Source organism: Flavobacterium circumlabens (assembly GCF_004345565.1).
Classification (GTDB): domain Bacteria; phylum Bacteroidota; class Bacteroidia; order Flavobacteriales; family Flavobacteriaceae; genus Flavobacterium; species Flavobacterium circumlabens.
Window position 1 is genome coordinate 515,954 of the sequence record NZ_SLWA01000002.1, and the last position, 19,379, is coordinate 535,332.

Here is a 19,379-nt window from a genome sequence, read left to right on the forward strand (position 1 = left end):
ACAACTGCGATTAATAATTAAGTATCGAAAAACCAATAACTTAAATCATGTATTTTAAACGAATCAATTTAAATCTTCTAAAGGGAATCTTCTTTTTAGCGCTGGCGTTACTGACCGTTCAAAGTGGTTACAGTACAACCCGTTACAAAAAATCAAATGTAAATAATAAAATAGAAAAAGCAACACTGGTTTCTATTTTTTCGAAATTAAGCCAACAAACAGATTACAAATTCAGTTACGGGCAAGCCATTATCTCTGATAATACGGTTTACACAGTAAATTATACAAACGAATCTGTAGCGGTAATTTTAAGCGACCTTTCTAAAAAAGCGAATTTCAATTATAACATTAACGGAAAATTAGTTTTAATTCAGAAAACTGCTCCGGTAAAAATTTCAGAAGCAGCAGAAAAAATTAGAGTAAAAGGAAAAATTGTTGATGAAAACGGTGTGCCAATGCCGGGCGTAACTGTTTTAGAAACAGCGACTAAAAATGCTACCGTTACTAATTTTGATGGAGAATTTGAACTTTCGGTAACGGAAGGCAAAACAATTGAAGTTTCTTATTTAGGTTATCAAACGAAAACGGTTGGTGTACAAAAGAATTTCATGACCATAAAATTAGAGCCAAATACCTCAGAATTGAGTGAAGTTGTGGTTGTAGGTTATGGTAAACAGTCTAAAAAAGACGTTACAGGAGCGGTAACACAATTGAATGCTGCTAATTTTAAGCAGGGAGTTAATGTATCAGTAGATAATTTAATTCAGGGAAAAGTGGCCGGAGTTCGTGTGGTGAGCACAAGCGGTGAGCCGGGAGCAGGCGTAAATGTTACGATTCGTGGCGTTGGCTCTATCAGAAGCGGAAGTACGCCTTTGTTTGTTGTAGACGGTATGCCATTAGCTAACGATGATGTGAGTCCAAGCGGAAGTAATGTTGGTTTTGGTGCTTCGGCAGCAAAAAATCCATTAAACTTTTTGAATACCAGTGATATCGAATCGATTACAGTTCTTAAAGATGCCTCTGCAGCGGCTATTTACGGAGCAAGAGGGTCTAACGGAGTTGTTTTGGTTACCACTAAAAAAGGATCTAAAGGCGAAGGAACATTAACGTTTGACTCTTATATGGGAGTTTCGAGTGTTGCTCATAAATTAGATGTTTTAGATGCAAACCAATATAGAAGTGCTATAAAAGATAAAGCATTTGATCATGGCGGAAACACAGACTGGCAGGATGTTATTTTTAGAAGTGCAGTTACTAAAAATAATTCATTGTCTTTTGCAAAACAAACAGAGTCAGGCAACTACTATGCATCTGTTGCACAAATGGATCAGGAAGGAATTATTCATAACAGTAATTTTAAACGTCTTTCAGGTAGAATTAATGCTGCCGAATCCTTTTTAGACAACAAACGTTTAAATGTAAAACTGAATCTTACTGCGAGCCAGACTACAGATGATGGAGTTCCAACAAGTGATGATGGTGGTTCTAACGGACAATTGATCGTACATACTTTGATGGCTAATCCAACAAGATCCGTTTTTGATGCTAACGGAAAGTACACCAATTTTAATATGAACGCACATTATAACCCGGCTTATTTATTAAGTATTTATGAAGATCAAACGCGTACGTTAAGAGTTTTAGGAAATCTGGAGACTTCTTTCAGAATTATCAACGGATTAGAATATAAATTAAATATTGGTATAGATCGCTCTACATCAGAAAGAAATACTACAATTTATCCCAACCTTACCGATTTAAATCCAAAAGGTAAATATGTTCAGAACAATCTTGATTCAAAAAATTCATTGATTGAACATTATCTAACGTATAATAAGGCATTAGATAAACATAAATTTGAAGTTCTTGGCGGATTCTCTTATCAAAAATTTGAAAGATCAGGAACAAGTTTCAGTATTGATGGAATTTCAGCGCAAGGAGCAGGTGTAAAACCATCTATTAATCCGGGTTTTGCAGGAACGCAGTCTGGTACAACAGGTTATGCTCAGGAAAACGAATTGCAATCTTATTTCGGAAGATTAAATTACAGTTTTGATAATAAATACTTATTGACAGCTTCTATGAGAGCTGATGGTTCTACACGTTTTGGTGATAATAACAAATACGGTTATTTCCCTTCATTTGCTTTAGGATGGAATATTTCTAATGAAAATTTCCTGAAAGATTCTCAAACAATCAATAACCTAAAGCTTAGAGCAAGCTGGGGACAAACAGGAAATCAGGAAGTACCAAATAAACAAACCAAGGCAAGCTACTCTTTGGCTGGCCCGGACGGATATTATTTATATGATGATTTAAATCTTGTAAATGGTGTTTCTGTTTCCAGAACAGCAAATCCGGATTTAAAATGGGAAGTTGTTACACAATATAATTTAGGTCTTGATTTTAATTTGTGGAATGACAAATTTTATGGAACTGTAGACTATTTTAATAAAACAACTACAGATGCTATTTTGTATATACCTTCAACTCCTTTGAGTCAGACAAAATTTATCTGGACAAATATTGACGGTAAAATTGTTAATAGGGGTATTGAGATTATGCTGGGTTCTAAAATCATCGATAGAAAAGATTTCAGCTGGAATGTTGATGTGAATGGATCAACATTAAACAACAAAATTGAAAACTTACCGCTTTCAGAAATCTTAACAGGTGCTATTTCTGGTCCTGGACAATCAGGTGTTAATGCTAATATTTACAAAAGCGGTTATGCCGCTGGTTCATTCTATTTGTTAGAGCACACTGGTTTTGATCAAAATGGCGCAAACGTATTTAAAGACCAGAATGGAGACGGTAAAATTGATAACAGCGACAGGATTATTATCGAAGGAGCTTTGCCAACTTTTTATTACGGTTTCAACAGTGATATGAGATATAAAAATTTTAGTTTTTCATTCTCAATTATTGGACAAACAGGCGGTTATTTGTTGAATAATACAGGATTGAATGCTTTAAATATTAACAACTTAGCATCAGATCGTAACGTGGCAACAGGATATTATGAGTCAGGGGCAAACCCAACAAACTCACCAATTTTGTCTACGCTTTTCTTAGAAAAGTCTGATTTTATAAGATTAAATGCGGCACGTATAGGTTACAATTTTGATTTGAAAGGATTGAACTGGATGAATGGCTTAACACTTTATATTACAGGAAATAACCTAATTACAATTACAAATTATACCGGATTTGATCCATTAGTAAATACTCCTAAAGCAACCGACGGAAATCAATCTATTGGAATTGATTACGCAGCTTATCCAACTTCGAGAACGTTCAGTTTCGGAGCAACTTTAAAATTATAAATTATGAAGACAAAGACATTTTTAAGTATAAAAGTTTTAACATTATTCTCTTTTATTTTTCTTCTAAACAGCTGTACTGATCTGGATGAAGTTTTTTTAGATGAAATACCTGGAAATACAGTTTCAGATCCTGCGGGTTCACTTGCTGCCGCTTATGACAGATTGGGTGACGGAACTTTTACCGATCATGGAGCCATTTTTGCCATGCAGGAATACACTACAGATGAAGCAATCTTGCCAACCCGCGGAAGTGACTGGGGAGATGGCGGAAAATGGAGAGATATGCACGAATTTACCTGGAGCTCTAGTAATTCAATCATTGTAGGTAACTGGGATTTATTAACAAATGGTATTACACGTTGTATAACAGCTATACAATCGGCTGAACAAAGTTCAGTTCCTGAAAAAAAATTATTTGCTGCAGAAGCAAAAGCACTTTTGGCTTTTTACACGTATACCACTTTGGATTTATACGGACAGGCTCCATATAAAGATCCAATGGATCCAAAAGCGACTTTACAAATTTTAAAAGCAGATACTCAAATAGATAAATTAATTACAGATGTGGAGGCTTTACTTCCTGATTTAGCTGATATTGGTACACAACGTACACACCACGGAAGATTCACCAAACAAGCTGGTTATGCTTTTTTAGCGACGATGTATTTGAATCGTGCGGTATTTAAAGATCGTTACAATCCTGCATCCAGCTTCAATTTTAATGAACCTGCCGTATCAGGTACCGGAACAGATATGGACCGTGTTATTTATTACACCTCATTACTAATCGATTCAGGGAAATATAGTCTGGAAAGTGATTTTTTCAAAAACTTCGCAAGAAATAATGAAAATGGTAAAGAGCTTATTTTTGCCATTACTCAAAAGATAGATTACATCAGAAACGGTTCTAACAGTTTTGCTTATGTGTCTATGGAGCGTAACCAAAGAGCATCTGCGGCAAACAGAGGTACAAATGCTGCTTGTATTACGCCGGAATTCTATGCCTCATGGGCTGGTAATCACGATGATCCAAGATTTGAGCAGCATTACCAATATGCTGATGGTACCTGGTTTATGAATGATGGTACAGATGTAAGTGTTCCTGCAACTGACATCGTACCTAAAAGTGCCAACCTGCCATGGTTTCATTTTAACAGAGGAATTCAGGCCGGACTTCAGTATGGGCCTATATTATTGCCTTCCGGATCTCTTGAAATGATAGGGAACCGTATTAAAGTTTCGCCATTATTTATGGAAAAAAGTACGGGTACGAGAATGAACTTTACACCAACATTAACGTTTGCCGATCCTAATAAATCTGTTTTTGCCCAAAATGAAATCAATCAGGGAGCACGTGTTTTTAAATATGAATTTGATCCTGAAGGAGGAAACGGTAACAGTAATGTTGATATTCCGTTGTTCCGTTTAGGTGGAATTTATGCGATGCGAGCAGAAGCCTATTTCAGAAAAGGAAGCACAGGTTTGGCGATGGACGATTTAAACAAATTGCGTACCAGCAGAACAAGAGAATCCCTGTTTGCAAATGCTCCCGGGAAAGCCCTTACTTCTTTAGATGCAGAGCAATTGTATAAAGAATTAGGTTTCGAATTGTACTGGGAATTACAAAGAAGACCGGAAAGCATCCGTTTTGGAAAATTTGATTTAGCCGGAACTGCAAAAGCTGCTTCTCAACCCTTCAGAAGAACATTCCCAATTCCACAAACCGTTATAGACCAGAAAGTTTTCAAACAAAATCAAGGGTATAATTAAGTTTTTGTGTTAGTTTATTTTTACGTAAAAGCCTGTTTCTTTATTGGAACAGGCTTTTCTTATTTCCGTAATTTTAACTTAGAATTTCATTTAATCTTCCCAACCGCATAAGGTCAATCCGTAGCCCTGGGCCCGGGAAACAGAGACTTTTGTCAGTTCATGTCTGCAGGCCGTTAGTCCGCGGCAGTTTTCATTATAATGGTATTTTTTCGCTCCTACAGGACCACAGATATAAACTTTGGTTTCTACAGGATGAAAAGAGGTGAGGAACATTAATAGTAGGAGTGGGGCATATTTCATACGATGAGTTTTGGAGTTTTTAATCGACTATTAAGAAGTATTCATTTGCCTGATTATCTATTGCTTTTAGCTTTCCCTGACCAATCCATTCCGTTTTAATTTCAATATCGGGAATGGTATCGAAACGTAATATTCCGGCGCCACTTTTTCCTTCAACATTGATGTTTCCAAAAACGGAATCTCCTTTAGCATTAATTCCTTTTACATCATAGTTGTACTCGTAATGGCCCGATTTGCCTGTCTGGTATTCGTATTGGTAATCGGTATCAACATGATAGGTTTTAGCTTCTTCCGGTGTAATAATTTTTCGGTCATTGGCGGTGATAGCTTCTTTGTAGAAGGTATTTATTTTTGGGGGCTGGACTACTTTTTTGCAGCCAATGAGCAGGAAAAGAAATAGAAAGAGTAGTTTTTTTATCATAATTTTCAGCTGTTAAGAAGGGTTGTGGAACTATACATCAAATACATCAGAGTTTAATTCTAAACGTAATTGATACATTTTAAACAGGTTATAAATTTAGAGTTGAATACGATGCAATAGATGCGTATTTATACCTGAATTTAAACAGTTTCAATTTTATCTTTTAGAATTTATTAGTTCTTTTGATTATTTACTCAAATGTAAAACCAATAAAAATCAGTATTTTATGCTAAACCGTAAAGCATAAAAGAGTTACTGTTATTTTTAGATTGAGTACAAAAAAAGAGGATTAATAAAATCCTCTTGGCAGGTATTTTTGTTTCAATGTGGTGTAAAGATTAATGATTTTGCACTATAAAATCCCTGATAATCTTTTCCATATTAGAAGGTAAATCGGCATTTTTGATTTCGAAGTGTTTTACTTTCATTTCAGAAAACCATTTTGTCCAGTAGGCTTTTATTACTTTCTCCTCATACGGATTACTTTTAGCAGGGTTAATCCCTAAAACCAGCACTTCCAGTTTCGATAAATCATCTCCGGCCCTGATAAAACCAAAATCCCCATTTTGAAATTTTTTCTCCCAGTCTTTTGTATTCAGGCCATTTTTTCGAATAAAATCAGGCGTAATAAAAGTAGTTCGGTTGGCCTCTTTCATTATCGTGCTGTCGTAATACATATAACCGTCGGTTAATATGACCAGTATATTGCGGTCTCCGGTTTCAATGCATTGGTCTTTCACTTTAGTGTCAAAAAAACTCCAGATATCCGAACCAATAAAATTGTTGTCTTCTAGGGCTGATTCATAGATTTTTGAGGTACGGGCCGCATAATTCGAGTTGATGGAATTCAGTAAATCTTTTGAAGCATTATTTTTATCAATAGCAATTTTCAGCTTTTGGGAAATCGAATTGATCTCCGGATCTTTCGGCTCGGGATTAAAAAACAATTGCATTTTATCATCAATCTGCCGTATTCTTTTGGATTTTAAATGTTGCGTAAATGCGTCCGAAACCGATTTTATATACCCCAGATCCCTCTGATAATATTCCATTGTCGGGTTTGGATTTTTCTCAAGGCTAATCCTGTCTGATAAATCCAGCAGGATACTAATGTTATAATTTTCTGCGACAGGTTTTTTAGTTACAGTTTCCTTTTCGTTTTTATCAGAATCCTTTTTGCAGGAAAATGCAGAAATGAATAATAAGGAAAGGGCGAATGTTTTCAGTATGTTTTTCATAAATTAATTTTTAATGGAATACACTAAATGCTGAAAGTCCGGATCTGTTAAATTTAATTTACTCAGATGTTCTTCCGAATGAATTTCGCAGCTTACCAGCAGTTCTTCTTTTTCTTTATACGGCAATGCTATTTCGGTGCCAATTGCCTGAAACCAGCCTTCCTTGTATTGGTGGTGGTAATGCAGATATTCTTTTACCGGAAAAATAAATCCATCAATTTTCGACTGCAGTTCTGCAATTTTACCTGTAATAGTAATAATCTGCTGTTTGAAATCATTTGTTTTATTGCTGTAATCGATTTTTAGTTTTTCCAAATCAATAAGTTTTTCTTTTTTACCTCTTATGAAAGCCCTGATCTTGTCAATGTTTTCAAATTCCTTCATCACAAAATCAAAAACAAGTCCCCAAATAATATAGACCACGAATCCGGCAAATATGATCATCCAGAATTCGGCTTCCCCTAAAGCAATATTTAAATTATAAGGAGCAGAATCGGTAGTTTTGTTAAATTCATAGATTTTCTTTTCAATCTGGTAAGCCAACAGCGCATCAAACAAAAAGGTGGTAAGGAACAAAGCAATCATTCTGAAAACATTTTTAATGCCTTTTCCTTTCTGAACCATATGGATTACATAGCCTAATCCCATAAAGACAAACGGAATCGTCACCACCAAAACCCCTTCAAGCCAGCTTGCCTTAAAGGAATTGGTCAGGGCATCAGCATCAAAAATGGCAGCCGTTAAACTATCATTGGCAAACTCTTTAAAAAAGGCCGAGTAAGAAGCCGAAATGTAGAAAACCAGTACATAAAGCGTTATGGGAAGAAGCAAAAACAAACCGATATAAAACTGGGCTTTCAGGCCTTTTCCGTCTTCGATTCCATATTTATCAGGGTTTCTTTTTACCTCAATAATTTCATTTTTGATCTGGTCGACAGTCTCATTGATATCCTGTTCTTTCTTTTCGTAAATACCAATTGCGGCTTCACATTTTTTAAGTTCCGTTCTGTTTTTTTCCTGTTCTTCGCGGTACGGCTGCTTCAATTTATCCTGTTCCAGTTTTTGTTTTCGGCATTGGTCCTCAAAACTCATATACAGATTTTGAAGACAGGCTTTGAGAACAATCGGTTTTCCGGTTGCTTTTATAGAAGCTGCAAATCCGCTTTGGTAATAGGTAATTCTGATCTTTTCCCTGTCTTCTTCGTTGTCCTCAAAAAGAGTGAAGGGAGATTCCTCAGGTTTTTTTAAACTGAATATTTGTGTAAGTGATTTCATAAGCTAAGCGTTTAATTGACTAATAATTTCTTCTTTTAGAATGTTTTTCTGCACACAATCAATGAGATAGTTCGATAAATCAGTGATGTTTTCGTCCAGGAAATTAAATTTCCTGCAATACTTTTTCAGCATATTCAATTCATCATCAGTAATTTTTCCATCTGCCCAAATGATTCTTGTAAAATCATATAAGTATTCTATTCGTGTGATAAGATCTTCAGGAACAACGAATTCTGTATTCACCGGATTCAGGAAAAGTTTATCGAGTTCCTCCTTCGGAATGCCGCGTTCATCGGCAAAATGATAGAGCATTTGAAGTTCTAATACATCAAACTGATCATCGGATAAGGCCATTTGATATAATCTCAGGAAATGACTTTTTAGTTCTAGTGTTATCATGTTATAATTTTATTTAGATAAATTTTCGCAGGCAATTCCGTCTCCGTCAGCATCCAGGTTTTTATAACAGCTTTTATTGCTGTTGTAGGTTGATTGAGCAGCGGACTGAGATGAAAAATCACCGCAGGTTTTAGTTGGACAATTTGAATTTGGTTTGGATGGTTTATCTGGTGAGTCTGAAGATGAATCTGAGCAAGACATAGGCAATCCTAATAACAAACCTGCTAAAAGAAGGACCAGACATCCGTTATTTTTATTTGAAAATGATTTGGATCTGTTATTGGCATAATGTCCCTGAACATAAGTTCCGTCTTTTCTGTAATATCCATTTCTGTATCCCATAATTATAGATGTTTTATTGTATAAATTAAAAATGTTAAGGCTCCTGTAAATAGAAAGAATACCATACAGCCACTATTTTGATATCGCACTCCGGGTATACCCGTTTTGGTCGAATAGCCATTTTTGCTAAAAGTTCCCATTTTTGTTCTTAAACTTGGAGAAATTCCGGATCTGCTGATGTTTAATCCAAGTCCTCCTCCAAGTTTTACTCTTTTTTGAAATCGAAAGCCCATGATTTTTTAGGTTTAGTTAATTAAAGTTTTTCTATTTTTCAGAAACTTCTATTGACCATTCTTTTTTCATGTCAATCGAAGTCAGGAATGTTATTTTCTTTTTTTATAGTGGTTATTGGTACTTGAGTTTTTATACTTTCCTCCTTTATGAGAACTACCTTTTCCACTTTTGTAATGACCACTTTGGGCTTCAATACTACCTCCTAAAACCAGGAAGAATAAACTAAACAAAACGACTAATTTTTTCATAATTTTATTTTTAAATGATTAATAATTCAAACTTAAACCTATTTAAAACCAGTATTTTACGGAAAACCATAATCGCATTGTTTAAAATTCAGAACATAAAAAAAGCTCCCGAAGGAGCTTGATAAAGTTGTAACAGTATGGTAATGAGATTTAAATAATCCCCATATCTTTCGTAATCGAAACCAAATGAATCGTATTGTTGGCCTTAAAAAAGTCTTTGAGCTTTGAGAGTCGTTTTTCGATAGCACTTTTGCTGTTGGGCTTCACATCCAGGTTTTTAAAAATGGCTATAATTTCATCCTGCGAAGTACCCGATGCCAGATGTTTTAGAATTTGAATATCGACATCGTCCATTTCGAAATTATTTTTTTCCTGTAATGCCGAAGCAACTTCAGGCGAGATAAACGTCTGATCTGAAGTGGAAACAATATGAATGGCTTTTTTTAATTCCTCGATACTGTTTAGGCCTTTAAGCACAAAGGCATCAATTCCTGAATTGTCGAAAAGGGATTTAATACGATAGCTTTTATCTTCGACAGAAAAAGCGATAATCTTAATATCAGGTTGTAATTCGCGGACTTTCTGAATTAGCTCGTCTCCGGCTGTAATTTTCACTTCGCGGTTACCTGTTTTGAACGACAGATCGCTAATTAGTAAATCATAAGGTTCATTTTGATGAATGGCGGCGCGTATTTTAAGAAATGCTTCATCGCAATATTTTGAATGTTGAAAATTTACAATATTTAAATCTTTTAAGACTTGTTCAATTCCTAAACTGATGGCATCAACGTCTTCGGCTACAATTACTTTTTTAAACATATAGAATTATTTAGGCAGAGTTATTTTAACTTTGAAACCTCTCTGAGGCTCTGTATCAAAAATAATAGATCCTTTTATGGCCAGAATACGGTTTTCCATATTTTGGAGACCATTTTTAATAATTTTATTTTTTTCGGCTCCTTTTCCGTTATCGGTATACTGAATAAAAACCGAATTGTCATCAGTGTCAAATTTTACAACCACCACAGAAGCGCCACTGTGTTTTTTCATATTAACCATTAATTCCTGCAGAACCCTGTAAATCGCTACCTTTTTTAAGTCGTCCATAGTTTCCCAATTCGCATTTTCGATGCTGGTAATAATCACGTTTGTACCTTCACTATTATAGGTAGAAAGCATTTCTTTTAAGTTCGCAGCATAATTTAATTTGGTATCAATGGTATTGTTTTCTCTCGAAATTCTGCGAACCCGTGCATAAATATGATCCAGTTTCTGAATCAGGGTTTCTTTACTTTCCGTATCTAAGGATTGAGTCTGCGTAAAAGTCATCGCATTAAAAACATCGTTGGCCAGTTCATCATGAATATCTTTGGCAATTCTGGTTTCGGTGTCGTAGGCTGTTTTTATTTTTTCAATTCGACTTCGCTTTCTCAGGTAAAGAATAAAAAAGAAAAGGGCTGCAATACCAATTATAAAAAAGATACGCTGATATTTTACTTCCTGGAGTGATAATAAGTTTTCAACCCGTTCTAATTTCAGTTTCTGATTCTCCTCTTTTTCCTTTTTGGAATCGTATTTGATCTTGGCAAATTTGTTTTTGAAATTGTTTCGAATATGAATAATACTGTCATTTAAGACAATATATTTTCGTGCATATTTAGTATCGCCATTATTGGTAATTAGAAATGATAAGGCTTTCAGCCGTTCATCAATACTATTCGATTTTGTAGCAAGTCCGTAAGCCGTCTGTGCATATTTATTAGACTTTTTGCGATCGGTTCCGGAATAATATTCAGATAAATGGAGATAACTTTCAATGCTTCCATAAGGATCATCAGCCTGTTTTCTGAGGTCAAGACCCTGATTCATTAATTTAATCCCTTTGTTGCTATTTCCCTTTTTAAAATAAGCAAAGCCCAAATTGTCAATCGCCCTGGCTTTGCTTTTCACAAGAGCTGAATCATCAAAATTTATTGATTCTAAAATCTTAATAGCTTTATCGTATTTTTTTTGTTTGATGTAAACTACAGCAATATTATTTAAAGGATGTTGTTTTGACTGTGTATCCTTGGCTTCATTTATAGCCTGGTTATAATAAAAAATGGCGTCATCATATAAGGACAATTCTTTGTCAGCAATCCCGAAGTAATTATTGATGGAAGCACTATAATTATAATCGTTCTTGATAAAAGGCAATGCCTCAGTCAGTGTTTCCTTGCTGCCATAATAATCTCCGTTCATCTGCTGAACAGCGCACATCATGATCAGACTATAAGTAATATTAGAGCTGTCTTTTATAGATTCAAATAATATTTTTGATTTGTTATAATAATAAAAAGCACTGTTGAAGTTTTTGTTTTTAAAATTGTTTAATGCTTTTTCCTGTAAAAATGCAGCTTCTTTTTTTACAGGACTCTGTGGTATGGATACCGTTGTTTTTTCTTCACAGGAAAGAAAAAACAAAAAAAGAATAAAACAAAAAAACGGGGATCGTAGCATAAAAGTTACTTTCCCCGAAATTAGTAATTAAATGTAGATGATCTACCTGATCCTACTATTTTTTTGGCGGATCAACAGGAATAGGATCATCACCAGGTCCGTCAGCATAAGAAGGTACAGGATTAATTTTCTTTTGAACCTCTTTTGTTGCCGGAGTCTCTAATTCGTCTGCTGTGCAGGAAAATAATGTAGTTGTTAATAGTGCAAACGCTCCCAATATCATTAATTTTTTCATGATTATAAAGTTTATTGATGACATAGGTATGGCCGTCCGGATTCTGTCCGGATCTTGTAAACAATACCTATGAAGGTTGGGAAGTGAAGTGCGTAGAACTATAAGATTTTCATCTATACTTCCCGGGATAAACTCCGTCTTACGGTTTTCCGCACTTGTTAATAGAACTAGTTTTGTACATTTGTTTTTGACCTGCAGATCAAAACGTTAACTAATTTTGTTATGGCAAAGATGCGACGCTTACAAGCCTGCATTGACAAGGAATTCCTGGAATTCCTGCTGTTTCCTGAGTTTCCTAATTGTTCCTAAGAATTCCTAAAAAATCCTGAATGCCTTATGCGAAAAATTACTTTTGAAGATTATAAAAATGCTGTGAGAGCAAAATTTGAGATTGAAAAAGAAGGTGTATACTTTAATTTTTTGACGCCTCCATCACAAGCCAATCTTAGAAATTTATGTTGGGAAAGATTTAAGTCCAATAGCAATGCAGATGATTTAAGTATTTTCTCTTCTTTCTTTGAATTTGAATTTGATCCCGAGAAGAGGAATCATTTTAGGGAACAAACAGATAAGTTTAGGCCAATTGGTACTTTTTTAAGAGGAGCAAAAGATCCTGCCAATCAATTTGCCGTAGAATTGGCAGCAGTTTTAGTTGATTTTCAACCGCGACCATTTAAGAAATACAGGGAAAGAGGTATAGTTATATCAGAAAATCCAATTGATGCGCCTAAAATTCCTCTCGCATTTGCAGCTCTAGAAAATGATGAAGGAAAAGAGGAAAAGAATGAAAAAGATGAAGAAGAAGATAAATTTGAAGGTTCGCTAATAGCTAAAAAACGATTTAATTTTATCCAAAATTTCAGAGCCGGTATTTCAGACAATTTTAAAAAGAAGTTGAAGCTTATTACAATAGGAGTTTTTATTGTTTTTGGCTTGGGATTTATCATAAGCCGTTATACTTTTCCAAAGAAACAATGTATGCAATGGTCCAATGATCATTATGAAAAAGTAGATTGTGATTTAAGTGCAAACGGATTAATCCCTTTTACAATTGAACCATTTGATGAGATTAAGTTTGAACTCAAAAAAGTTACTGTATGCGATACTACTACCTGCTTTAAAAATGGAAAACCAATTATTTGGTATGCCAAAACAGGTGATGCAGCTGATTTTTTTAATACTCATGGTATACATCCTGAAAATGAAAAAGCCTTAAGACCCGTTACACAATACATCTTTAATAAATATAAAAAACCATGCGGATCAAAATAAAAAAAAAGCGGATATACTAAAATGAGTATATCCGCTTTTTTTTTTGCCTCTCTAAACCAGACAGGTTTTAAAAACCTGTCTGGTTTGTTAAATTATTTCAAAAGAATTAGTGCCAATTCGTGGCAAACTTTTTACCCCACAATCTCCCCGCCATTTATATGAATAAACTGCCCCGTAATATAACTGCTGTCTTCACAAGCCAGAAAAACATAAGCAGGAGCAATTTCAGACGGTTGACCGGCTCTTCCCATCGGATTGTCTTTTCCGAAATCGGAGAGTTTATCAAAACTGGCAACAATCAGAGGTGTCCATACAGGGCCCGGTGCTACTCCGTTGACCCGTATTTTTTTGGGTGCCAGCATCGTCGATAAAGATCTGGTAAAACTTACAATAGCACCTTTGGTACTGGCATAGTCTACCAGATGCTCACTGCCACGATAAGCGGTCACAGAGCTTGTATTGATAATAGTATCACCCTCTTTTAAGAATGGCAATGCTGCCTTTGTAATGTAGAAATAGGGATAAATATTGGTTTCAAATGTTTTCTGAAGCTGAGAAGCTGTAATCTTTTCCAGTTCGGTTTGAGGAAATTGTACCGCTGCGTTGTTGACAACAATATTGATGTTCTTAAATTCGGACTGACATTTTTTAACGGCCGATTTGCAAAACTTTTCGTCTTTCAAATCACCACTGATAATCAGGCATTGCTGACCTTCTTTTTCGATTAGTGCTTTGGTTTCCAGAGCATCTTTATCCTCCTTCAGATACACAATGGCGATATTGGCGCCTTCACGCGCAAAATGTACGGCAACACTTCGGCCAATACCACTGTCGCCGCCTGTTATAAAGGCCGTTTTTCCTAAAAGTTTCCCGCTTCCGGTGTAGTTCTCCCGAATGATTTCAGGTAGTGGATTCATTTGATGCTCATTGCCGGGAAGCTCTTGTTTTTGTTCCGGAAATTTTTTTGGTTTTTTCTCCATGATAGCTCCTTTTTGAGTTAGTAAGTTTCCACTAAAGTATCGGATTTTTGAAAAAACAGTTAACCTTAAAAAATCAAAAAGTAACGCAATAAATGCTTTTAAGTGGTTGGTTAATAGGGATTTTGTAAAATTATAGTGAGATCCTATAAGTCAACGGACAGGAATGCGGATTACTTTTGATAGCCATAGAAAAAACTAAGGTTTCATCTTACCGGAAAAAAACTAAAAAGAATACGAATTACTAATTTTAAGGAAATATAAAATGATACATCAGATTGATACAACAGACAATATAGTTGCTTTCAGAGCGTTGGCAGCGGTAACCAAGGAAGATTTTCAGACTGTGGTGGTTCCTGCCGTGGAAAAATTAATAAATCATACCAACGAAATTAATTTCTTAATGGTTTTGGATACTGATATTCAAAATTTTACAGCGGGAGCGTGGCTTGAGGATGCCATGTTGGGAATTAAAAATTTAGGAAAATGGAACAGAGCTGCTATTGTTTCAGATTCCGAGGAGATTATTGCTTTTACGAATGGCTTTAGTTACATAGTTCCGGGAGAATTTCGCGGATTTAAAAAGGAGGCGTTTAATAAAGCCTTAAATTGGGTGGAAGGAAATATAAATTAAGATTTCAACTTTCCTTTTGTTTGAAAATAAAGCAATAAAAAAGCACTTCTGTTTAGAAGTGCTTTTTTGATTTAATGCTCGTAGTAATTTCCGGTAATGTCTGTACTTTTATTTACATTCTCCAGTTTTTTGGACTTCATTTTTTTATAAACAGCTGATGTAAGAAGAGGTATGGCAAGACCGGCTACAAAAGCGCCTGTTTTAGCATGTCCGGTTTTTTTTAACGCAGCACCAATTAAAAGCGAACCTACCCCTGCAAGCACCAATTGTTTGGCAGAAATTTTGGAGGTATTTTGATTTAAATGTGCTGTAGTTCCAACTAGTAATGGATTAATGAAATTTGACATATTTTTAATTTTTTGATTAAACATTTTTAAAATCTGAAATGAACCCAGATTCAGTTTTAAACTGTAAAGGTATAATGATTATTGTGGTTTCATTTCCTTTCAGTAAATTTTCTATTGGCAATACTACTCTTTAGTATCGGATTTTTGTTTCAGATCTTTCACTTTATCGGCAGAAAGACGATTTGGACTATCGTCTATAAATTCTTCGACATTCTGCGTGTTATTGCTTTTTTCTTTTGATTTGTGAAGATTTTCTACGGTATCTTTTTCCGGACAGTTGTCATTATCAGGATCATAATTCTTTTCTACCATGACTTTTCGATTTATAAATTGGCATCAATTATTTATGTATCAAAATTAAGGCCATAACGTGATTTTTTATTATAGAATTAAGCTTTCTGATTATATAATTTTAAGCGAAATAAATCCCTGGCTTCTAAAATTTCGTATATAATTCTGGTTAAAAAAACAGAATGAAAATTATATAAATTTTCAAAAAGATACTGTAAAAAGATATTTCACAAAATTTAGAATCTTTGTAAAATACATTACTGTATAAAATAAAACACAGTAATACGGATGTTCGATGCTCTTATTTATAACCTAAAATAGACTATTATGAATAAAAATGTACCTATTGTGCTTATAGAGAATAATCAGGGAGATCGTAAATTATTTATGGAAATTTTCTCTGAATTAGAGCTTTCTAACGAGGTGCTCTATTTTAATTCAGCTAGTAATGCGTATCATTACCTGACTTCAAAAAAAATTAAAGCGTTCTTAATATTTTCAGATATAGTTTTGCTCAATACAACTGATGAAAAACTCATACATGTCACGTATGAAAATCTCAGTATAGAATTAAATTGTCCCTGTTTGTTTTTTACGACAGCTTTTACACAGTGTTTTGTAATAGATTTATATTCTGTTCCAACACAAACGTACGTCATTAAGCCTTACAGCTATGACAGATTTAAGGAGATTATTAAGACCATTCTTGAGTATTGGTCAAAAATTAAATCGATAGAAGATTATAAAAGTGATCCTCTGCGTAGAAAAAATATTAAAAATAATTTGAATTAGTAAAAACCGGTAACATATTGTTGTTACCGGTTTTTTAATTTTATTCAGGCAAAGCATTTTACAAGCACCTCGTTGTTTATAATTTCCTCCGATTAGCTATACAATTAAATTAAGAACCGGAAATATTTTCTTCTTCTTTTTCAATTTTTTTAATTTCTACTTTTTCTTTTTTAATGGCCTGTCTTAATAAGCCGAACAAACTCATATAAAGGTTAGCCACAAAAACTAAAGAAAACCCTGCAATTATATAACCCCGCCAATCTTCCATCAGAAGTTTGTAATCACAGAAAAAAATAAAAAAAACAGTTACATAGTGACTAAAACAATATTCGCAGGTAAAGAGATAAAAAGCCTTTCTGACTAATATAGTGCGTCCGTTTGCAGCATTTTTGACACACCATTCTCTGGGTTCCCGAAATATTTCTTCGTGAGTGACGGACCAGCTGATACAGGAAATTGGAATAGCTAAAACAAAAAGCCAAATAATTTGATTGGTAATATCCATAATAATTGTAATTTGTTTAAAATCAATTTCTTAAAATTACAAAAAAATAGCACTTTATCTACTATATAGTTTTTAAATACTATTATAAAATTTCATAACCTTACAACAAAAAAGCAGCCGTTAAGATTCATTCTTAACGGCTGCTTTTCTACAATTTTTTTTTGAAAGCCTGCTATTCTCTTGTATGATTTTCGTGAAAATGCTCGTCAGATTCTTCGAGGTCTGCACTGTTGTCATCGTTGTCTAAATCACCGTCTTTTTCCAGGTGATCGATATCGTTTTGATTAAAATCATCATCCAGATTATCCGGCTGGTCATTGGCAATAGGATTGTCTTCATCAATGACACGCTCCTCGTTCGGAATATTTTCATTTCTGTTGTAATCATTGGTCTCATGGTTGATGTCATTCAGATCATCTTTCTTGTACTGCAGTTCTTCTTCATTGAAAGGATCTTTATCAAATAAATTTTCAACGGAAGAATCTCTTTTTGTATCCGTAAGTGTATCCTCATCATGGTGAAAATTACGTTCAATCTGACCGTAATTAACATTGTTGTCTTTTTTCATAAGAGTATATTTTGAGATTAGTTACTTTTTAAAGTTTGCTATATTTCAAAGCTACCGCTAATCACTCCATTTTATTTTACAGAAAATCATATCAAAATTTCATAATCTGCATTTAAAACTAAATTTATGGAAAGAGTTTTTTTAATTTTTTATAGTTTTTGAAAATGGTAAAAGTTAGAAGTCAAAGCTTTTTTAGGAACGTCAGAATTTTTAAGGCATTTTTAAGTATGGGTTTATAGTTTTGATAATCAGGTGTTTGTTTTGGTTTTAGATTTTTTTACGGGTTCATTTTAAAAGAGCATGCTGCAATAGCAAATTTGTATTCGTAAATTAGCTTTCAAATAAATAAATCCAAATGACAGTACTCACATTTACCCTGATCATGATTCTGGGGGCATTTTTAGCTGGTTTTATAGGTTCATTATCAGGATTAGGCGGTGGAATAATTATTATCCCGCTTTTGACGATTGTCCTCGGAGTCGATATTCATTATGCCATCGGAGCGGCTTTGGTCTCTGTAATTGCAACTTCATCCGGTTCAGCTGCAGCTTATGTGAAAGAGGGCATTACCAATATGCGTCTGGGTATTTTTCTCGAAATAGCCACTACTTTAGGAGCAGTAGGAGGGGCATTGCTTTCTGTAATTGCACCCACATCTTTTATTGCTGTCTTGTTCGGACTTACCCTGATTTTCTCGGCGATAAACTCTTTACGAAAAAAAGAAGAACATATTGTTTTGGAATCCAGTCCACTGGCCAAAAAACTGAAATTAGAAGGAACGTATCCTTCGCATGACGGTCAGGTAATACGTTACGGTACCAAAAATGTAATAGGAGGGTTCAGTATGATGGGAGTGGCAGGAATGATGTCTGGATTGTTGGGAATTGGTTCCGGAGCTTTTAAAGTAATTGCGATGGACAATATTATGCGAATTCCGTTTAAAGTATCTACCACCACCAGTAATTTTATGATGGGAGTAACAGCAACGGCAAGTTCCGTTATTTACATTCAGAAAGGATATATCGAGCCCGGAATCTGTATGCCGGTGGTAATCGGTGTATTGTTTGGAGCAATGGCAGGAGCTAAAATATTAGTGCGTACCAACCCTAAAAAACTGCGTGTCTTTTTTGCCTGCCTGATTTTCGTACTGGCTTTAAACATGATTTACAGTGGACTTAACGGAAAAATCTAAGGATATGACAACGGAAAAATTTGGAGAAAAAGATTTTCAGAAAATGGTGGGTAATGTATTGCGCTACGGGGTATGGATTTCCTTATCGGTAGCCTTTATTGGAGGGATTGTTTATTTGGTCCATCACGGCAGTGACATCGAAAATTATTCGGTGTTTAAAGAAAATGACCGAAACATTTTTGAAGTAATTACTGCTGTTTACAATGGTGTAATTCAGGGCAGGGGAGAATCTATTATATTCTTTGGAGTGGTATTGCTTTTTCTGACCCCGGTTTTTAGAGTATTACTTTCGCTATTTTCTTTCCTTTTGGAAAAAGATTATCTGTATGTGGTGATTACTGCAATCGTAATCTGTATCATTATAATGAGTATCTCCTTTGGATTTTCTCACTGAAAGAATTTACGCTTTAATTGATATAAAAAAGTTTAGTTTCACGCAAAGACGCAAAGTAAAATTTAGTAAAATAACTTGGCGACTTTGCGTCGTTGCGTGATTAAAAAACAGACTTTAAAA

Annotated in this window: 23 protein-coding genes; 7 read left to right on the forward strand and 16 right to left on the reverse strand. The window is 34.6% G+C overall.

What is annotated here, in order from left to right; all coding sequences use genetic code 11:
- Positions 1-47 precede the first annotated feature (47 nt).
- Both EV142_RS06770 and EV142_RS06775 read left to right on the forward strand, forming a co-directional pair.
- Positions 48-3,326, forward strand: a complete 3,279-nt coding sequence (locus EV142_RS06770) for a SusC/RagA family TonB-linked outer membrane protein (RefSeq protein ID WP_132033796.1) — start codon at positions 48-50, stop codon at positions 3,324-3,326.
- A gap of 3 nt (positions 3,327-3,329) precedes the next feature.
- On the forward strand, positions 3,330-5,096 hold the full coding sequence (locus EV142_RS06775) for a RagB/SusD family nutrient uptake outer membrane protein (RefSeq protein ID WP_132033798.1): 1,767 nt from the start codon (positions 3,330-3,332) through the stop codon (positions 5,094-5,096).
- 90 nt (positions 5,097-5,186) lie between these two features.
- On the opposite strand, the gene EV142_RS06780 is transcribed toward EV142_RS06775, so the two are convergent.
- From EV142_RS06780 to EV142_RS06825, 11 genes are all read right to left on the reverse strand, one after another.
- Positions 5,187-5,396 carry a hypothetical protein gene (locus EV142_RS06780; RefSeq protein WP_132033800.1) on the reverse strand — a complete coding sequence of 70 codons (210 nt, stop codon included), beginning with the start codon at positions 5,394-5,396 and terminating at the stop codon, positions 5,187-5,189.
- Between the two features lie 19 nt (positions 5,397-5,415).
- Positions 5,416-5,817 carry a hypothetical protein gene (locus tag EV142_RS06785; RefSeq protein WP_132033802.1) on the reverse strand — a complete coding sequence of 134 codons (402 nt, stop codon included), beginning with the start codon at positions 5,815-5,817 and terminating at the stop codon, positions 5,416-5,418.
- Positions 5,818-6,155: 338 nt separating this feature from the next.
- Positions 6,156-7,055, reverse strand: coding sequence for a hypothetical protein (locus EV142_RS06790; RefSeq protein WP_132033804.1), 900 nt, complete (start codon positions 7,053-7,055; stop codon positions 6,156-6,158).
- A 3-nt stretch (positions 7,056-7,058) separates the two neighbouring features.
- On the reverse strand, positions 7,059-8,330 hold the full coding sequence (locus EV142_RS06795) for an ABC transporter permease (protein WP_132033806.1): 1,272 nt from the start codon (positions 8,328-8,330) through the stop codon (positions 7,059-7,061).
- A gap of 3 nt (positions 8,331-8,333) precedes the next feature.
- Complete coding sequence (locus EV142_RS06800; protein ID WP_132033808.1) at positions 8,334-8,729, reverse strand: hypothetical protein; 396 nt, start codon at positions 8,727-8,729, stop codon at positions 8,334-8,336.
- Between the two features lie 9 nt (positions 8,730-8,738).
- On the reverse strand, positions 8,739-9,071 hold the full coding sequence (locus EV142_RS24350; protein WP_132033810.1) for an excalibur calcium-binding domain-containing protein: 333 nt from the start codon (positions 9,069-9,071) through the stop codon (positions 8,739-8,741).
- 2 nt (positions 9,072-9,073) lie between these two features.
- Positions 9,074-9,304 carry a DUF4236 domain-containing protein gene (locus EV142_RS06810; protein WP_132033812.1) on the reverse strand — a complete coding sequence of 77 codons (231 nt, stop codon included), beginning with the start codon at positions 9,302-9,304 and terminating at the stop codon, positions 9,074-9,076.
- Between the two features lie 90 nt (positions 9,305-9,394).
- The gene (locus EV142_RS24010) at positions 9,395-9,553 is read right to left on the reverse strand and encodes a hypothetical protein (RefSeq protein ID WP_156062672.1); all 159 of its coding nucleotides are present in this window, start codon (positions 9,551-9,553) and stop codon (positions 9,395-9,397) included.
- 150 nt (positions 9,554-9,703) lie between these two features.
- Positions 9,704-10,372 carry a response regulator gene (locus EV142_RS06815; RefSeq protein ID WP_132033814.1) on the reverse strand — a complete coding sequence of 223 codons (669 nt, stop codon included), beginning with the start codon at positions 10,370-10,372 and terminating at the stop codon, positions 9,704-9,706.
- Positions 10,373-10,378: 6 nt separating this feature from the next.
- Positions 10,379-12,016, reverse strand: coding sequence for a tetratricopeptide repeat-containing sensor histidine kinase (locus EV142_RS06820; RefSeq protein ID WP_306462552.1), 1,638 nt, complete (start codon positions 12,014-12,016; stop codon positions 10,379-10,381).
- A 91-nt stretch (positions 12,017-12,107) separates the two neighbouring features.
- Complete coding sequence (locus tag EV142_RS06825; RefSeq protein ID WP_132033818.1) at positions 12,108-12,287, reverse strand: hypothetical protein; 180 nt, start codon at positions 12,285-12,287, stop codon at positions 12,108-12,110.
- Between the two features lie 336 nt (positions 12,288-12,623).
- Between EV142_RS06825 and EV142_RS06830 the strand changes: the two genes are divergently transcribed.
- Positions 12,624-13,559 (forward strand): hypothetical protein, encoded by a 936-nt coding sequence (locus EV142_RS06830; protein WP_132033820.1) that lies wholly within the window; start codon positions 12,624-12,626, stop codon positions 13,557-13,559.
- Positions 13,560-13,690: 131 nt separating this feature from the next.
- Here the strand turns inward: EV142_RS06830 and EV142_RS06835 are convergent, their stop codons facing one another.
- A complete protein-coding gene (locus tag EV142_RS06835) occupies positions 13,691-14,539 on the reverse strand; it encodes an SDR family oxidoreductase (RefSeq protein WP_132033822.1) in 849 nt (282 codons plus the stop codon).
- A gap of 262 nt (positions 14,540-14,801) precedes the next feature.
- On the opposite strand from EV142_RS06835, the gene EV142_RS06840 reads away from it, so the two are divergent.
- Positions 14,802-15,170, forward strand: a complete 369-nt coding sequence (locus EV142_RS06840; protein ID WP_132033824.1) for a SpoIIAA family protein — start codon at positions 14,802-14,804, stop codon at positions 15,168-15,170.
- A 71-nt stretch (positions 15,171-15,241) separates the two neighbouring features.
- Here the strand turns inward: EV142_RS06840 and EV142_RS06845 are convergent, their stop codons facing one another.
- Both EV142_RS06845 and EV142_RS06850 read right to left on the reverse strand, forming a co-directional pair.
- Positions 15,242-15,517 (reverse strand): PrgI family protein, encoded by a 276-nt coding sequence (locus EV142_RS06845; RefSeq protein WP_238698663.1) that lies wholly within the window; start codon positions 15,515-15,517, stop codon positions 15,242-15,244.
- A gap of 123 nt (positions 15,518-15,640) precedes the next feature.
- On the reverse strand, positions 15,641-15,829 hold the full coding sequence (locus EV142_RS06850) for a hypothetical protein (protein WP_132033826.1): 189 nt from the start codon (positions 15,827-15,829) through the stop codon (positions 15,641-15,643).
- 306 nt (positions 15,830-16,135) lie between these two features.
- Between EV142_RS06850 and EV142_RS06855 the strand changes: the two genes are divergently transcribed.
- Positions 16,136-16,600 (forward strand): response regulator, encoded by a 465-nt coding sequence (locus EV142_RS06855; RefSeq protein ID WP_132033828.1) that lies wholly within the window; start codon positions 16,136-16,138, stop codon positions 16,598-16,600.
- A gap of 109 nt (positions 16,601-16,709) precedes the next feature.
- On the opposite strand, the gene EV142_RS06860 is transcribed toward EV142_RS06855, so the two are convergent.
- Complete coding sequence (locus EV142_RS06860) at positions 16,710-17,105, reverse strand: hypothetical protein (RefSeq protein ID WP_132033830.1); 396 nt, start codon at positions 17,103-17,105, stop codon at positions 16,710-16,712.
- Between the two features lie 172 nt (positions 17,106-17,277).
- Entirely contained in the window at positions 17,278-17,673 is a 396-nt protein-coding gene (locus EV142_RS06865) for a hypothetical protein (protein WP_132033832.1), read from the reverse strand.
- Between the two features lie 355 nt (positions 17,674-18,028).
- On the opposite strand from EV142_RS06865, the gene EV142_RS06870 reads away from it, so the two are divergent.
- Both EV142_RS06870 and EV142_RS06875 read left to right on the forward strand, forming a co-directional pair.
- Positions 18,029-18,865, forward strand: a complete 837-nt coding sequence (locus tag EV142_RS06870; protein WP_132033834.1) for a sulfite exporter TauE/SafE family protein — start codon at positions 18,029-18,031, stop codon at positions 18,863-18,865.
- A gap of 4 nt (positions 18,866-18,869) precedes the next feature.
- Positions 18,870-19,259 (forward strand): DUF1634 domain-containing protein, encoded by a 390-nt coding sequence (locus EV142_RS06875; protein ID WP_132033836.1) that lies wholly within the window; start codon positions 18,870-18,872, stop codon positions 19,257-19,259.
- Positions 19,260-19,379: the final 120 nt, after the last annotated feature.

Bases quoted from the DNA above. Each gene is read 5' to 3' on its own strand.
- EV142_RS06770 (WP_132033796.1), top strand. From the start codon at position 48: ATGTATTTTAAACGAATCAATTTAAATCTTCTAAAGGGAATCTTCTTT.
- EV142_RS06775 (WP_132033798.1), top strand. From the start codon at position 3,330: ATGAAGACAAAGACATTTTTAAGTATAAAAGTTTTAACATTATTCTCT.
- EV142_RS06780 (WP_132033800.1), bottom strand. From the start codon at position 5,396: ATGAAATATGCCCCACTCCTACTATTAATGTTCCTCACCTCTTTTCAT.
- EV142_RS06785 (WP_132033802.1), bottom strand. From the start codon at position 5,817: ATGATAAAAAAACTACTCTTTCTATTTCTTTTCCTGCTCATTGGCTGC.
- EV142_RS06790 (WP_132033804.1), bottom strand. From the start codon at position 7,055: ATGAAAAACATACTGAAAACATTCGCCCTTTCCTTATTATTCATTTCT.
- EV142_RS06795 (WP_132033806.1), bottom strand. From the start codon at position 8,330: ATGAAATCACTTACACAAATATTCAGTTTAAAAAAACCTGAGGAATCT.
- EV142_RS06800 (WP_132033808.1), bottom strand. From the start codon at position 8,729: ATGATAACACTAGAACTAAAAAGTCATTTCCTGAGATTATATCAAATG.
- EV142_RS24350 (WP_132033810.1), bottom strand. From the start codon at position 9,071: ATGGGATACAGAAATGGATATTACAGAAAAGACGGAACTTATGTTCAG.
- EV142_RS06810 (WP_132033812.1), bottom strand. From the start codon at position 9,304: ATGGGCTTTCGATTTCAAAAAAGAGTAAAACTTGGAGGAGGACTTGGA.
- EV142_RS24010 (WP_156062672.1), bottom strand. From the start codon at position 9,553: ATGAAAAAATTAGTCGTTTTGTTTAGTTTATTCTTCCTGGTTTTAGGA.
- EV142_RS06815 (WP_132033814.1), bottom strand. From the start codon at position 10,372: ATGTTTAAAAAAGTAATTGTAGCCGAAGACGTTGATGCCATCAGTTTA.
- EV142_RS06825 (WP_132033818.1), bottom strand. From the start codon at position 12,287: ATGAAAAAATTAATGATATTGGGAGCGTTTGCACTATTAACAACTACA.
- EV142_RS06830 (WP_132033820.1), top strand. From the start codon at position 12,624: ATGCGAAAAATTACTTTTGAAGATTATAAAAATGCTGTGAGAGCAAAA.
- EV142_RS06835 (WP_132033822.1), bottom strand. From the start codon at position 14,539: ATGGAGAAAAAACCAAAAAAATTTCCGGAACAAAAACAAGAGCTTCCC.
- EV142_RS06840 (WP_132033824.1), top strand. From the start codon at position 14,802: ATGATACATCAGATTGATACAACAGACAATATAGTTGCTTTCAGAGCG.
- EV142_RS06845 (WP_238698663.1), bottom strand. From the start codon at position 15,517: ATGTCAAATTTCATTAATCCATTACTAGTTGGAACTACAGCACATTTA.
- EV142_RS06850 (WP_132033826.1), bottom strand. From the start codon at position 15,829: ATGGTAGAAAAGAATTATGATCCTGATAATGACAACTGTCCGGAAAAA.
- EV142_RS06855 (WP_132033828.1), top strand. From the start codon at position 16,136: ATGAATAAAAATGTACCTATTGTGCTTATAGAGAATAATCAGGGAGAT.
- EV142_RS06860 (WP_132033830.1), bottom strand. From the start codon at position 17,105: ATGGATATTACCAATCAAATTATTTGGCTTTTTGTTTTAGCTATTCCA.
- EV142_RS06865 (WP_132033832.1), bottom strand. From the start codon at position 17,673: ATGAAAAAAGACAACAATGTTAATTACGGTCAGATTGAACGTAATTTT.
- EV142_RS06870 (WP_132033834.1), top strand. From the start codon at position 18,029: ATGACAGTACTCACATTTACCCTGATCATGATTCTGGGGGCATTTTTA.
- EV142_RS06875 (WP_132033836.1), top strand. From the start codon at position 18,870: ATGACAACGGAAAAATTTGGAGAAAAAGATTTTCAGAAAATGGTGGGT.